At 76.0% G+C, this 12,493-nt stretch carries 13 protein-coding genes and 2 pseudogenes; 10 read left to right on the plus strand and 5 right to left on the minus strand.

What is annotated here, in order from left to right:
- Nucleotides 1-137: pseudogene (locus tag RNC47_RS34575) on the minus strand (type I pantothenate kinase); the annotation flags it as partial.
- A gap of 8 nt (nt 138-145) precedes the next feature.
- A complete protein-coding gene (gene coaA, locus RNC47_RS34580) occupies nt 146-1,099 on the minus strand; it encodes a type I pantothenate kinase (protein WP_311604654.1) in 954 nt (317 codons plus the stop codon).
- 34 nt (nt 1,100-1,133) lie between these two features.
- On the opposite strand from coaA, the pseudogene RNC47_RS34585 reads away from it, so the two are divergent.
- A pseudogene (locus RNC47_RS34585) lies at nt 1,134-1,829 on the plus strand (hypothetical protein); the annotation flags it as partial.
- A gap of 14 nt (nt 1,830-1,843) precedes the next feature.
- The gene (locus RNC47_RS34590; RefSeq protein WP_311604656.1) at nt 1,844-2,212 is read left to right on the plus strand and encodes a holo-ACP synthase; all 369 of its coding nucleotides are present in this window, start codon (nt 1,844-1,846) and stop codon (nt 2,210-2,212) included.
- A 246-nt stretch (nt 2,213-2,458) separates the two neighbouring features.
- Here RNC47_RS34590 and RNC47_RS34595 read toward each other — a convergent pair whose 3' ends face one another.
- Nucleotides 2,459-3,910: an NAD(P)H-hydrate dehydratase gene (locus RNC47_RS34595; RefSeq protein ID WP_311604657.1), complete on the minus strand. Its 1,452-nt coding sequence runs from the start codon at nt 3,908-3,910 to the stop codon at nt 2,459-2,461.
- 123 nt (nt 3,911-4,033) lie between these two features.
- On the opposite strand from RNC47_RS34595, the gene alr reads away from it, so the two are divergent.
- From alr to tsaE, 3 genes are read left to right on the plus strand one after another with little or no spacing between them, the layout of a single operon-like run.
- The gene (gene alr / locus RNC47_RS34600; RefSeq protein ID WP_311604659.1) at nt 4,034-5,212 is read left to right on the plus strand and encodes an alanine racemase; all 1,179 of its coding nucleotides are present in this window, start codon (nt 4,034-4,036) and stop codon (nt 5,210-5,212) included.
- A complete protein-coding gene (locus RNC47_RS34605; protein ID WP_311604661.1) occupies nt 5,209-6,402 on the plus strand; it encodes an alpha/beta fold hydrolase in 1,194 nt (397 codons plus the stop codon). Before alr ends, RNC47_RS34605 begins: the two co-directional genes overlap by 4 nt.
- Nucleotides 6,386-6,883: a tRNA (adenosine(37)-N6)-threonylcarbamoyltransferase complex ATPase subunit type 1 TsaE gene (gene tsaE / locus RNC47_RS34610; RefSeq protein ID WP_311604662.1), complete on the plus strand. Its 498-nt coding sequence runs from the start codon at nt 6,386-6,388 to the stop codon at nt 6,881-6,883. Before RNC47_RS34605 ends, tsaE begins: the two co-directional genes overlap by 17 nt.
- Here the strand turns inward: tsaE and RNC47_RS34615 are convergent.
- Nucleotides 6,880-7,440, minus strand: coding sequence for a hypothetical protein (locus RNC47_RS34615; protein WP_311604664.1), 561 nt, complete (start codon nt 7,438-7,440; stop codon nt 6,880-6,882). The two genes, tsaE and RNC47_RS34615, sit on opposite strands and share 4 nt — an antisense overlap.
- Nucleotides 7,441-7,583: 143 nt before the next feature.
- On the opposite strand from RNC47_RS34615, the gene tsaB reads away from it, so the two are divergent.
- Genes tsaB through RNC47_RS34635 form a run of 4 tightly spaced genes read left to right on the plus strand, consistent with a single transcriptional unit; the run spans nt 7,584 to nt 10,051 of the window.
- On the plus strand, nt 7,584-8,240 hold the full coding sequence (tsaB, locus tag RNC47_RS34620) for a tRNA (adenosine(37)-N6)-threonylcarbamoyltransferase complex dimerization subunit type 1 TsaB (RefSeq protein ID WP_311604667.1): 657 nt from the start codon (nt 7,584-7,586) through the stop codon (nt 8,238-8,240).
- 35 nt (nt 8,241-8,275) lie between these two features.
- A complete protein-coding gene (rimI, locus tag RNC47_RS34625) occupies nt 8,276-8,749 on the plus strand; it encodes a ribosomal protein S18-alanine N-acetyltransferase (protein ID WP_311604676.1) in 474 nt (157 codons plus the stop codon).
- The gene (gene tsaD, locus RNC47_RS34630; RefSeq protein WP_311604669.1) at nt 8,742-9,803 is read left to right on the plus strand and encodes a tRNA (adenosine(37)-N6)-threonylcarbamoyltransferase complex transferase subunit TsaD; all 1,062 of its coding nucleotides are present in this window, start codon (nt 8,742-8,744) and stop codon (nt 9,801-9,803) included. Before rimI ends, tsaD begins: the two co-directional genes overlap by 8 nt.
- Nucleotides 9,803-10,051, plus strand: coding sequence for a hypothetical protein (locus RNC47_RS34635; protein WP_311604671.1), 249 nt, complete (start codon nt 9,803-9,805; stop codon nt 10,049-10,051). The genes tsaD and RNC47_RS34635 overlap by 1 nt, the downstream gene beginning before the upstream one ends.
- On the opposite strand, the gene RNC47_RS34640 is transcribed toward RNC47_RS34635, so the two are convergent.
- A complete protein-coding gene (locus tag RNC47_RS34640) occupies nt 10,032-11,240 on the minus strand; it encodes a class I SAM-dependent methyltransferase (RefSeq protein ID WP_311604673.1) in 1,209 nt (402 codons plus the stop codon). The genes RNC47_RS34635 and RNC47_RS34640 overlap by 20 nt on opposite strands.
- 64 nt (nt 11,241-11,304) lie before the next feature.
- Between RNC47_RS34640 and RNC47_RS34645 the strand changes: the two genes are divergently transcribed.
- Nucleotides 11,305-12,342 carry a polysaccharide deacetylase family protein gene (locus RNC47_RS34645; RefSeq protein WP_311604674.1) on the plus strand — a complete coding sequence of 346 codons (1,038 nt, stop codon included), beginning with the start codon at nt 11,305-11,307 and terminating at the stop codon, nt 12,340-12,342.
- Nucleotides 12,343-12,493 lie beyond the last annotated feature (151 nt).

A 12,493-nucleotide genomic window follows, 5' to 3' on the forward strand; every position in this document is an offset into this window, starting at 1 on the left:
GCCGGGTCGCGGAACGCCGTCGCCCGCAGCGCGCGGAAGCGCTCCAGGTACCACTCCCTGATGTCCGCCGTTCTGGCGTCGACGTACAGCGAGAAGTCGAAGTAGTCCGCCAGGCCCAGGCGCCCCGCGGTCCGACCGCCGGAGGCTAGAGCTTGCGCAACCGAACCCTCCGTACCGCGTGCGTGTGGTCCTTCTGGAGGATCAGCGTCGCCCGCCCCCGCGTCGGCGCGATGTTCTCGACGAGGTTCGGCTCGTTGATGCGGCGCCAGTTGTCCTCCGCGTAGCGGAGCGCCGTCTCCTCCGGCACCGCCGCGTAGCGGCTGAAGTACGAGGCCGGGTCGCGGAACGCCGTCGCCCGCAGCGCGCGGAAGCGCTCCAGGTACCACTCCCTGATGTCCGCCGTCCTGGCGTCGACGTACAGCGAGAAGTCGAAGTAGTCCGCCAGGCCCAGGCGCCCCGGCGGCGCGGGCTGGAGGACGTTGAGGCCCTCGACGATCAGGATGTCGGGGCGGCGCACCGTCAGCCGTTCGCCCGGCACGATGTCGTAGACGTGGTGCGAGTACACCGGCGCGCTGACCTCAGCCTGACCCGCCTTGACGGCGGCGACGAAGCGCGTGAGCGCGCGGCGGTCGTACGACTCGGGGAAGCCTTTGCGGGCCATCAGACCGCGCCGTTCGAGCTCGGCGTTGGGGTAGAGGAAGCCGTCGGTGGTGACGAGCTCCACCCGGGGGTGCTCCGGCCAGCGCGCCAGCAGCGTCCGCAGCAGGCGGGCGACGGTCGACTTGCCGACCGCCACGCTGCCGGCGATGGCCAGCACGAAGGGCGTGGTCGGCTGCGGGCCGCCGAGGAAGGTGGAGAGCGCGCCGCGCAGCCCCTCCGTCGCGCCGACGTGGAGGTTGAGCAGCCGGGAGAGCGGCAGGTAGATCTCCCTGACCTCGTCGAGGTCGATGACGTCGCCGAGTCCCCGTACCCCCTCGACCTCGGCGGCCGTCAACGGCAGGGGCGTGCGGTCGCGCAGCGCGCGCCATTCGGCGCGGCCGAGGTCGACGTAGGGGGTCGGGGGCGAGGTGTGCGAGCCGGGTTGGAGCGAGGTGACCACGCGAGCATTGTGCGGGCCGGGCTACCCTGCCCGCATGCGCGGCATCGTCGGTTACGCAGGGGTCCAGTCCGCTCTCGATGTGCTGCTCGCCGGGCTCGGCCGGCTGGAGCGGCCAGGCCACGGTTCGTCCGGGGTGGCGGTGCTGGCGGACGGGGGTTTGGCCACGGCGCGGAGCGAGGGCCGGTTGGGCGAGCTGCGGGCCGAGCTGGCGCGTCGGCCGCTGCCGGCCGGGGCGTGCGGCGTGGGGTACGGCGGGGTCGCCGGCGGCGCGCAGCCGCAGTTGGACAACGCGGGGCGGGTGGCGGTGGTGTGCGACGGCCAGGTCGACAACCACGCCGAGCTGCGGGACGAACTCGCGGCGCGCGGGCACCGGTTGGGGTCCGGGACGGAGACCGAGGTGGTGGCGCACCTGCTGGCCGAGTCGTTCTCGTCGTGCGGGGATCTGAGTGAGGCGATGCGGCAGGTGTGCCGCTCGCTGCGTGGCGGGTACGCGCTGCTCGCGGTGCACGCGGACGAGCCGGACGCGCTGGTGGGCGCGCACCGGGGGGTGCCGCTGGTGGTGGGCGTGGGGGAGGGGGAGTCGTTCCTGGCCTCCGACGAGGTGGCGTTCGGCGGCGAGGCGGTGCGGGACGTGGTGCGGCTGCCGGGTGGGGAGCCGGAGCAGGTGCGGGTGGTGCTGGCGCGGCGGGAGTTCGACGAGGTGCGGTGCGAGGTCACGGACGTGGACGGCGGGGTGGTGCGGGCGTGATCGTGGGCGTGGGGATCGACGTGGCGGACGTGGGGCGGTTCGAGCGGTCGCTTGAGCGGACGCCGGCGCTGGTGGGGCGGCTGTTCGTCGAGGCCGAGCTGTGGTTGCCGGGTGGCGAGCGGCGGGGGGTGGCGTCGCTCGCGGCGCGGTTCGCGGCGAAGGAGGCGGTGGCCAAGGCGCTGGGGGCGCCCGGCGGGCTGGCGTGGACGGACGCCGAGGTGCGGCAGGACGCGTCGGGCCGGCCCAGCCTCGCGGTGCGTGGTTCGGTCGCGGCGCGGGCGGCGGAGTTGGGGGTGCGGGCGTGGCACGTGTCGCTCAGCCACGACGCGGGCGTGGCGACGGCGGTGGTGATCGCGGAGGGGTAGGGGGTTCCGCTCGGCGCCTGTTCACCGGATCGGGTGAACTGCCCCGGCCGGGTATGTACGGAGCGTGTGGGTTGGGGCAGGATGATGTCACGGTAAGTGATCGGGTGGGAGAGTGCGGAGAGCGGGGAGACGGGGGGAGTGATGGGGGTGAGCGATCGACCGATGGTTCCAGCGGCCGCCTCGGCGGGGAGCGAGGGGGCGGGCCCGTCAGGCTGACTCGCCGTCAGGTGTCAGGGCGTCATGCCGTCAGGGCGTCCGGTGGTCGAGGAGCGCGCGCCAGACCGCCGGCAGGGCCTCGGTGACGGTGGAGGCCGAGGGGGGCGTGGGGGCGTGGGAGCCGGCGAGGCCGTGCAGGTAGGCGCCGGTCGAGGCGGCGTCCAGGGGGGTGAGGCCCGTCGCGAGGAGGGCACCGATCAGGCCGGACAGCACGTCCCCGCTGCCGGCCGTGGCCAGCCAGGGGGTGCCGGTGGGGTTGACGCGCACGGGCCCGCCGGCCGGATCGGCGACCAGGGTGGTGGAGCCCTTGAGCAGGGCCACGGCACCGAACCGTTCGGCGAGCTCACGGACGGCGGTCAGCCGGGCGGCCTCCACCCGGTCGCGCGCGGTGCCGAGCAGCGCCGCCGCCTCGCCGGCGTGCGGGGTGAGGACGGTCGGCGCGGTGCGGGCGCGGATCCGGTCCGGGTCGAGGCCGCGCAGCCCGTCCGCGTCCACCAGCACCGGCACGTCGGCGTCCAGCACGTCCGCCACCCGCTCGCGGGCCTGCGGGTCGTCGCCGATGCCGGGGCCGACCACCCAGGCCTGTACCCGGCCGGCCTGGTGCGGGAGGCCGGTGGAGACCAGCGTCTCGGGGTAGCGCGCGATCACGGCCGCGTCGGCGGGGCCCGCGTAGCGGACCGCGCCCGCGCCGCCGTGCAGCGCGCCGCCGACCGCCAGCACGGCCGCGCCCGGGTAGCGGGGCGAGCCGGCCGCGATCCCGATCACGCCGCGCCGGTACTTGTCGCTCTCGCCGGTGGGGCGGGGCAGCAGCGCGGCCACGTCGGCCGGCTCCAGGGCCGTCAGGTCGGGCGTGGCCGGCAGCTCGGGCCCGAGGCCGATGTCGACGAGCCGCACCTCGCCCGCGTGCTCGGCGGCCGGATCGACCAGCAGCCCCGGCTTGTGCGTGCCGAAGGTGACGGTGAGCGCGGCCCGCACGGCCTCGCCACGCACCTCGCCGGTGTCGGGGTCGACGCCGCTCGGCAGGTCGACCGCGACCACCGGGGTGCCGGCGGCGTGCACCAGGCGGGCCAGCTCGGCGGCCTCCGGGCGCAGCCCGCCCCGGCCGCCGATGCCCGTGATGCCGTCCACCACCAGGTCGGCGCGGGCCAGGGCGGCGGCGGCCTCGTCCGGCGCGGCGACGCGGCCGCCGGCGGCGCGCAGCGCGGCCAGGCCGCCGGGGTGCGCGCGGTCGGGGGAGAGCAGCACGGCGGTCACCCCGGCGCCCCGGCGGGCCAGGCGGGCGCCCGCGTAGAGGGCGTCGCCGCCGTTGTCGCCGCTGCCCACCAGCAGCACCACGCGGCGGGAGCGGCCGCCCCGCAGCAGGTCGGCACAGGCCGCCGCGAGGCCGGCGGCGGCCCGCGCCATCAGGGTGCCCTCGGGCAGCCGTGCCATCAGCGCCCGCTCGGCGGTCCGCACCGTCTCCACGCGATAGGCCGTCCTCATGGCACCAGTCTGGCCCGTACCGGCCGCCGTGGCGCACAGAACCCCCCACGGCGGCCCGCCCGTCGCGGCGCTTTCCGGCGGTCAGGGCGGCGAAATCCGGGGTTCCTGCGACACTGGTGGGCAATGAACGATCAGGTCCTGCCCGAAACCTGGCGACTGCGCGCCGACATCGATCTCGCCGCGCTGCGCTCCAACGTGCGTGCGCTGCACGAGCGCCTCATCGGTGGCGCCCAGTTGATGGCCGTGGTCAAGGCCGACGCCTACGGGCACGGTCTGGTGCCGTGCGCGAGGGCCGCCCGGGCGGCGGGCGCCGCCTGGCTCGGCGTCGCGACGCCCGAGGAGGCGCTGGCGCTGCGCGCGGCCGGCGACACCGGGCGGCTGCTGTGCTGGCTGTGGGTGCCGGGCGGGCCCTGGCGGCGCGCCGTCGAGGCCGACATCGACGTCTCTGTCAGCGCCCGCTGGGCGTTGGCCGAGGTCGTCGCCGCCGCCCGGGCCGCCGGCCGCCCCGCCAGGATTCACCTCAAGGCCGACACCGGCCTCGGCCGCAACGGCTGCCCGCCCGCCGACTGGGCCGACCTCGCCGCCGCCGCCCGCGCCGCCGAGGCCGAGGGCACGGTCGTGGTCGCCGGCGTCTGGTCCCACCTGGCCAGGGCCGACGAGCCGGGCGACCCGTCGATCGCCGCCCAGCGGAAGGTCTTCGAGGAGGCCCTGGCCACCGCCGACCGCGCCGGCCTCCGCCCCGAGGTCCGCCACCTGGCGAACTCGCCCGCCACCCTCACCCTGCCGGGCACCCACTACGACCTGGTGCGCGTCGGCGTCGCGCTCTACGGCGTCTCCCCGTCCCCCGAGATCGGCACCCCGGAGGACTTCGGGCTGCGCCCCGTGATGACGCTGCGCGCCTGGCTGGCCGGCGTCAAGCGGGTCCCCGGCGGCCACGGCGTCTCCTACGGCCACCGGTACACCACCCCCGGCGAGACCACGCTGGCGCTGGTGCCCGCCGGATACGCCGACGGCATCCCCCGCCACGCCTCGGGAACCGGTCCCGTGCTGGTCGCCGGCAAGTGGCGCACCGTCGCCGGCACCGTCGCCATGGACCAGTTCGTCGTCGACCTCGGCGGCGACTCGGCCGAGGCCGGCGACGAGGCCCTGCTGTTCGGCCCCGGCGACCACGGCGAGCCCACCGTCGAGGACTGGGCCAGGGCCACCGGCACCATCGGCTACGAGATCGTCACCCGCATCGGACACCGCGTCCCCCGCGTCTACCACGGGGAGTCGTCAGAGCCGGCGGCGGCGCCGTCATGAGTTGGGCCCGCCGCGCCGGGATAGCCGGGGTGGCCCTCGGCGCCGTGGCCACCACGGTGGCCACCACCGTGGCCATCGAGCGGCTCAGCGTGCAGCGCAACCTGCGCCGCCAGGCCCGCCTCGAACTGGACGCGACCGGCCCGTTCGGCACCCTGCGCGGCACCCCCGGCACCGCCTTCGCGGAGGACGGCACCGAGCTCTACTACGAGATCGACGAGCGCGACGAGCACCCCGCGCTGGAGCCGCCGGCGACGGTCGCCGAGCCGGCGTCGCCGCGCGGCCGGCTCGCCAAGCTGCTGCGCCGCCCCGAGGCCGTGCGCCGCCGCCCCACCGTCGTCTTCAGCCACGGCTACTGCCTCGCCCAGGACGTCTGGCACTTCCAGCGCGCCGCGCTGCGCGGCCACTACCGCGCGGTCTACTGGGACCAGCGCAGCCACGGCCGCTCCGAGCGCGGCAGGTCCCAGGTCGAGCGCGTCGAGGACGTCAGCATCGACCAGCTCGGCCGCGACCTGAAGGCCGTGCTCGACGCCGCCGTGCCCGAGGGCCCCGTCGTTCTCGTCGGCCACTCCATGGGCGGCATGACGGTGATGGCGTTCGCCGAGCAGTACCCCGAGTACGTCGCCGAGCGGGTCACCGGCATCGCCCTCGTCGGCACCTCGGCCGGCGGCCTCAGCGACGTCACCTACGGCTTCCCCGCCCCCGTCATCGGCCTCGTCCGCAAGGCGATGCCCGGCATGCTGCGGGTGATCGGCGCCCGGCCCGAGCTGGTCGAGCGCGGCCGGCGGGCCGTCGGCGACCTCTACTCCGGCGTGTTCCGGCGGCTCTCCTTCGGCGAGCCGAGGAGCATCGACCCGGCCGTCGCCCGGTTCGCCGAGCGGCTGATCGAGGCCGTGCCGATGGACGTGGTCGCCGAGTTCTACCCGGCCTTCCACGTGCACGACAAGATGGCCGCGCTCGGCGTGCTGCGCGGCCTGGAGAACGACCTGCCCGTGCTGGTGCTGGCCGGCGAGCGGGACGAGATGACCCCGGCCGCGCACAGCGAGCGCATCGCCGAGGAGCTGCCGGCCGCCGAGCTGCTGCTGGTGCCCGAGACGGGGCATCTGGTGCTTCTGGAGGCGCCCCTGGTGGTCAACGACGCCCTGGCCAGGCTGCTCGCGCGTAGCATCCATCCCCATGAACCAGCTGTCTGACGCCCCCGTCGCGCTGACCGTCCCCGACGCCGACCGGATGCGTGAGCTCGGCCGGCGGCTCGCCGCGCTGCTGCGCCCCGGCGACCTCGTGCTGCTCACCGGGGAGCTGGGCGCCGGCAAGACGACGCTGACCCGGGGCATCGGCGAGGGGCTCGGCGTGCGTGGCGACGTCACCTCGCCCACCTTCGTCATCGCCCGGGTCCACCCGTCGCTGGCCGGCGGCCCACCGCTGGTGCACGTGGACGCCTACCGGCTGGCCGGCGGCCTCGACGAGATGGAGGACCTGGACCTCGACGTGGCGCTGCCGGAGTCGGTGGTGGTGGTCGAGTGGGGCGAGGGCCGGGTCGAGGAGCTGTCGGAGGAGCGGCTGCACGTCGTCATCCACCGGGGCGCGAGCGCCGAGGACGACACCCGTCACGTGTCGCTGACCGGCGTCGGCGACCGCTGGCACGAGGCGGGCCTCGAACAGCTGGCCCGTTAGGGAACGACGACCACCGTGACGTTCTCGGTGGCGAACTCCCACATCGCGGCGCCGTCCTCCCGCGACTGCCGGACCGCGCCGGTGCGCTGGGCCGCCTCGGGGTCGGGCGTCGAGCCGTCGATCGCCGCCGAGAAGCCGAAGACCACGTCGTCCGCGGAGTGGAAGATCACCGTGTGCTCGATCGCCACCCCGTCCGAACCGGTGCCGTTGGGGCTGCGCGAGGTGACCGCGTACTCGCCGGGCTCCGGGCTGACCGAGCTCGGGTAGACGGGGAAGGTGTCGAGCACCACCTCGCCCGTGCCGTCCTGCGCGAGGTCCACGAGCCAGACCCGCTGCTGCCCCAGCGCGTAGACCACGCGCTTGCCGGTGCCCGACTCGGCCGGCAGCGGCGGCTCCTCGGCCTCGGCGCCCGCGCCGCCGTCCTCGGCACCGTCGGCCTCGTCCTCGGGCGCGGGGGACTCCTCCACCTGCTCGGAGGACCGCGGCGGCCGCTCGTCCGCCGCCGACGCCTGGTAGGCGAAGAACGCCACGACGCCGAGCGCGGCAACGGTCAGCACGGAGACGAAGACACCGGAACCGGAGCTTGAGGTGTGGCGCGCCACGGTCTGCTGCCTTTCGCGCAGGGACGAGTGGATCGAAGAGTCCGGGCCCGACGCTACCAGGAGACGGAGGGGCGCTCGGCGGGTCGTAGGCTTGCCGGGTGCTGCTGCTCGCCCTGGACACCGCGACCCCTGCCGTCACCGTCGCCCTGCACGACGGCGAGCGTGCCCTGGCCACCGCCGAGGAGGTCGACCCGCGTCGCCACGGCGAGCTCCTGCTGCCCGCCGTCGACCGGGTGCTGGCCACGGCCGGCCGCCGGCTCGCGGACGTCACCGCGCTGGTCGTCGGCACCGGACCCGGCCCCTACACGGGGCTGCGGGTCGGCCTGGCCACCGCCGCCGCGCTCGGCTCGGCCGCCGGCATCCCGGTGCACGGCCTCGGCTCGCTGGACTCCATCGCCTACGCGGCCGGCCTGACCGAGCCGTTCGTGGTCGCGACCGACGCCCGCCGCAAGGAGGTCTACTGGGCCCGCTACGCGGACGCCGGGACCCGCCTGGAAGGCCCCGCCGTCGACCGCCCTGCCGAGATCGCCGGGGCCGTCGCCGGCCTGCCGGCGGTCGGCGCCGGCGCGCTGCTCTACCCGGAGGCGTTCCCCGGCCACCGCGAGGACCTGCCGCGCCACGCCTCGGCCGCCGCGCTGGCCGCGCTGGCCGCCGAGCGGCTGGCGGCCGGCGAGGAGCTGGCGGAGCCGCGGCCGGCCTATCTGCGCCGCCCGGACGCCAGGGTGCCCACCGGCTACAAGGCGGTCACCCGTTGACGGCGAGCCGCGTCGGGCAGGTCGTGCTGCGCGAGATGCGCTGGTGGGACATCGAGCCGGTGCTGGGCCTCGAGGCCGAGCTGTTCCCTGAGGACGCCTGGTCGGCCGAGATGTTCTGGTCCGAGCTGGCCGGCGCCCGCGGCCCGCGCCCCAGCCGCCGGTACGTGGTGGCCGAGGGGCCCGACGGCCGTCTCGTCGGCTACGGCGGGCTCGGCGTCTCCGGCGAGACGGGTGACGTGATGACCATCGGCGTCACCGAGGACCACCAGGGCACCGGGCTCGGCGCCCGGCTGCTGTCCGAACTGCTCGACGCCGCCGCCGGCTTCGGCTGCCGCGAGGTGCTGCTCGAGGTCCGCGTCGACAACGAGCGCGCGCAGCGGCTCTACACCGGGTTCGGCTTCGCGCCGGTCGGCGTGCGGCGCGGCTACTACCAGCCGGGCGGCCACGACGCGCTGGTGATGCGCCGCGAGCTCGAACCGACGGAGGAGAAGAAGGAAGAAGATGGCTGACGAACCGCTCGTCCTCGGCATCGAGACGTCCTGCGACGAGACCGGGGTCGGCGTCGTGCGCGGCCACACGCTGCTGGCCGACGCCGTCGCGTCCAGCGTCGACGACCACGCGCGCTACGGCGGTGTGGTGCCCGAGATCGCTAGCCGCGCCCACCTGGAGGCGATGGTTCCGACCATCGAGCGGGCGCTCACCCAGGCCGGCGTCGCGGCGCGCGACCTGGACGCGATCGCGGTCACGGCCGGCCCCGGGCTCGCCGGCGCGCTGCTGGTCGGCGTCTCGGCCGCCAAGGCCTACGCCTACGCGCTCGGCAAGCCGCTGTACGGCGTCAACCACCTCGCCTCGCACATCTGCGTCGACCAGCTCGAACACGGCCCGCTGCCCGAGCCGACCATGGCCCTGCTGGTCTCCGGCGGCCACTCCTCGCTGCTGCTCGCCCCGGACATCACCACGGACGTGCGGCCGCTCGGCGCCACCATCGACGACGCGGCCGGCGAGGCGTTCGACAAGGTGGCGCGGGTGCTGGGGCTCGGCTTCCCCGGCGGCCCGGTCATCGACCGGCTGGCCCGCGAGGGCGACCCGGAGGCGGTGCGCTTCCCGCGCGGGCTCACCGGCCCGCGCGACGCGCCGTTCGACTTCTCCTTCTCGGGCCTCAAGACGGCCGTGGCCCGCTGGGTCGAGAACCGGCGGGCGGCGGGCGAGGAGGTCCCGGTCGCGGATGTCGCCGCCTCGTTCCAGGAGGCGGTCACCGACGTGCTGACCAGGAAGGCGATCCGGGCCTGCAGGTCCGAGGGCGTGGACCACCTGATGATCGGCGGCGGGGTGGCGGCCAACTCGCGGCTGCGCGCCATGGCCGAGGAGCGCTGCGCCGACGCCGGGATCACGCTGCGGGTGCCGAGGCCCGGCCTGTGCACGGACAACGGCGCGATGGTGGCGGCGCTCGGCGCGGAGATGCTCGCCAGGGGGCGCACGCCCTCGGCGCTCGACCTGCCGGCCGACTCCTCCCTGCCGGTGACCGAGCCCCATGTCCCGGCTCACCACGGGCACCACCACTGATGGCCGCCGTCGCGCTGATGTGGGAGGCCAGGGCGGTCGCCGGGCGCGGCGCCGAACTGCTGGCGTGGGTGCGCGACCAGCCGCTCGATCCGGCCCCCGAGCGCCGCGAGACGTTCACGGCCGAGCCGGACCGGGTGCTGGTGATCACCTGGTGGCCCGCCGGTCAGCTCGTGGAACTCCCGGAGCCGCCGGCCGGGTTGCTGCACCGACCGGTCCACCGCTGGCGGTTCACGCCGGTCGAGGACTGAGCAGCCCGGGGCTGAGCAGCATCGCCGGCTCGCCGGCGACGCGGGTGAGGAAGACGGTCGCCGCGTTCGGGCCCTGGGGCTTGAGGCGCCGGACCAGCTCCTCCGGGGTGAGCGGCGAGCCGCGCTTCTTGACGGTCACCGTGCCGACGCCGCGCTCGCGCAGCAGCGCGCGCAGCCGCTTGACGTTGAACGGCAGCACGTCGGTGAGCTCGTAGCCGGTGGCGAACGGGGTGGCCGCGGGGGCGTCCGTCGTGACGTAGGCGATCTCCGGGTCGAGCAGCCGGCCGCCGATCGCCTCGGCGACCTCGGCGACCAGGTGGGCGCGGATCGCCGCGCCGTCCGGCTCGTAGAGGTACCGGCCAGGCTCGCCCGCCGGCGCCCGGCGGGTGCCCGGGCCGGCCAGCGTGTCGCCGCCGGGCAGCAGCGTGGCGCGGCGCGGCTCCCGTTCGCCGGTGCCGAACCACAGCACGGCCTCCTTGACCTCGCCCCGGTGCGAGACCCACTCGGCCGTGGCCTCCTCGGGGACGGCCTCGTGCGGCACGCCGGGCGCCACCTTGAGCGCGGCCAGCGGCGCGCGGCGCGCGGCCGCCAGCGCCCAGGAGAGCGGCGGCGAGTACGCCTCCGGGTCGAAGACCCGACCCCGCCCGCCGCGCCGCGCCGGGTCGGCGAAGAGCGCGTCGAAGCCGTCGAGCGGCACGTCCGCCACGGCGGCCTGCCGCACCTCGACGCGGTCGGCGAGACCCAGCGCCGCCACGTTGGCGCGCGCCACGGCACAGGTCAGCGGGTCCCGGTCGACGGCGACCACCTGGATGCCGGCGCGGGCGAGCGCGATGGCGTCCCCGCCGACGCCGCAGCACAGGTCGGCGATCCGCCGCGCGCCGAGTGCGGCGAAGCGGGCGGCGCGCCAGGCGGCCACGGGGGAGCGGGTGGCCTGCTCCACGCCGTGCGGCGTGAAGTACATCCGCTCCGCGTCCGGGCCGAACTTGGCGGCCGCGCGCTGCCGCAGCCGGGCCTGGCCGATGGCCGCCGACACCAGCTCGGCCGGGTGGTCCCGGCGCAGCCGGGTGGCGGCGGTCAGCTCGTCGGCCGGGTCGAGGTCCCGCAACTCGTCGAGGAGTCGCTGGCCCCGCCCGGTGAGCAGGTCGGGAAAGGCGCCGAGGTCGGCGGAGGGTGCGGCCACACGGGTCATTCTCCCCGGCGCCACGGATCGGGCTGCCGGGGTCCCGGGGAGGCGGATGGCACCATCCGGAACCATGGAGATTATCGGACAAGTAAGACAAATCGTCCCGGGAGGGGGGCACGGCCCACCGAACTGGTTCCGCTGGCGGGCCCGACGCTGCGGGCTGCTGGGCGGCGCGACGATACTCGCCCTCGCCTGCTCCGGCGCCATCCCGCCGCCGCCCAACGAGCCGGACGGCTGGCGGCTGCTCACCACCGTCGACGGCGCGCCGGCACCCCCGCCGCACGGCCCCGGCTCGGGCGGCGAACCGGGACTCGCCCTCGGCGGCCCGCAGCGCGCCGCGCAGGCGCGCACCGTGGCGGACGCGCTGGCGGGCTACGCCAAGCGCCTGGAGCGCGCCGAAACGCGTCGGATCGCGGCGGCCAAGACCTGGGGCCTGCGCCGCGTCCCCCTCCGGGCCCCCGCACCACCGGCCGAGAAACCCGAACTCACCAGCGAACCGGGCCACATCACCGGCAAGGGCCTGCCGCCGGTGATCGTCCAGGTGCCGACCGACGAGAAGGTCGTCTTCCTGACCATCGACGACGGCGCCGAGAAGGACCCGAAACTGCTGGAGATGATGCGGGAACTCGACATCCCCTACAGCAGCTTCCTCTCCGACTACGTGGCCCGCGACGACTACGACTACTTCCGCGAGGCGCACCGGGACGGCTCCGGGATCCAGAACCACTCCGTCAACCACCGCGAGATGCCGAAGCTCTCCTACGCCGAGCAGCGCACCGAGATCTGCCGCCAACAGGACACGCTCGAGAAGGAGATCGGCGAGCGCCCCACCCTCTTCCGCCCGCCGTACGGGGCGTACGACCGCGACACGCTGAAGGCGGCGGCCTCCTGCGGCGTCGAGGTGGTCCCGCTGTGGGCCGAGGAGGCGTTCCCCGACCGCATCGCCTGGGGCCGCGGCGACGAGAAGCTGCACCCGGGCGACATCATCCTCACCCACTTCCGCGGCGAGGCCGAGTGGGGCGGCTCCATGCCGGACATGATCCGCCGCGTCGTGGAAACAGCCACGGCCCAGGGCTTCGCCCTGGCCCGCCTGGAGGACTACATCTGACCCCACGGCCTCGGGCCTGCGGCCGGGCCGCGCCGCGCCCACCCACCCGCCCTCCGGGCGGGTCGTCGCGCGGCCCGGGCCGGGTGGCCCGGCGGCGCAGCCGCCGCGGGCCCACGGCCCTGCGGGCCGTGCACCGCGCGCAGCGCGAAAA

Source organism: Streptomyces millisiae (assembly GCF_031845425.1).
GTDB lineage: Bacteria > Actinomycetota > Actinomycetes > Streptomycetales > Streptomycetaceae > Streptomyces > Streptomyces millisiae.

What these genes read in the sequence shown, in the direction of transcription:
- RNC47_RS34635 (WP_311604671.1), top strand. Translation starts at nt 9,803, where the DNA reads ATGGCCGCCGTCGCGCTGATGTGGGAGGCCAGGGCGGTCGCCGGGCGC.
- RNC47_RS34605 (WP_311604661.1), top strand. Translation starts at nt 5,209, where the DNA reads ATGAGTTGGGCCCGCCGCGCCGGGATAGCCGGGGTGGCCCTCGGCGCC.
- alr (WP_311604659.1), top strand. Translation starts at nt 4,034, where the DNA reads ATGAACGATCAGGTCCTGCCCGAAACCTGGCGACTGCGCGCCGACATC.
- rimI (WP_311604676.1), top strand. Translation starts at nt 8,276, where the DNA reads ATGCGCTGGTGGGACATCGAGCCGGTGCTGGGCCTCGAGGCCGAGCTG.
- RNC47_RS34645 (WP_311604674.1), top strand. Translation starts at nt 11,305, where the DNA reads ATGGAGATTATCGGACAAGTAAGACAAATCGTCCCGGGAGGGGGGCAC.
- tsaD (WP_311604669.1), top strand. Translation starts at nt 8,742, where the DNA reads ATGGCTGACGAACCGCTCGTCCTCGGCATCGAGACGTCCTGCGACGAG.
- RNC47_RS34595 (WP_311604657.1), bottom strand. Translation starts at nt 3,910, where the DNA reads ATGAGGACGGCCTATCGCGTGGAGACGGTGCGGACCGCCGAGCGGGCG.
- tsaE (WP_311604662.1), top strand. Translation starts at nt 6,386, where the DNA reads ATGAACCAGCTGTCTGACGCCCCCGTCGCGCTGACCGTCCCCGACGCC.
- RNC47_RS34640 (WP_311604673.1), bottom strand. Translation starts at nt 11,240, where the DNA reads ATGACCCGTGTGGCCGCACCCTCCGCCGACCTCGGCGCCTTTCCCGAC.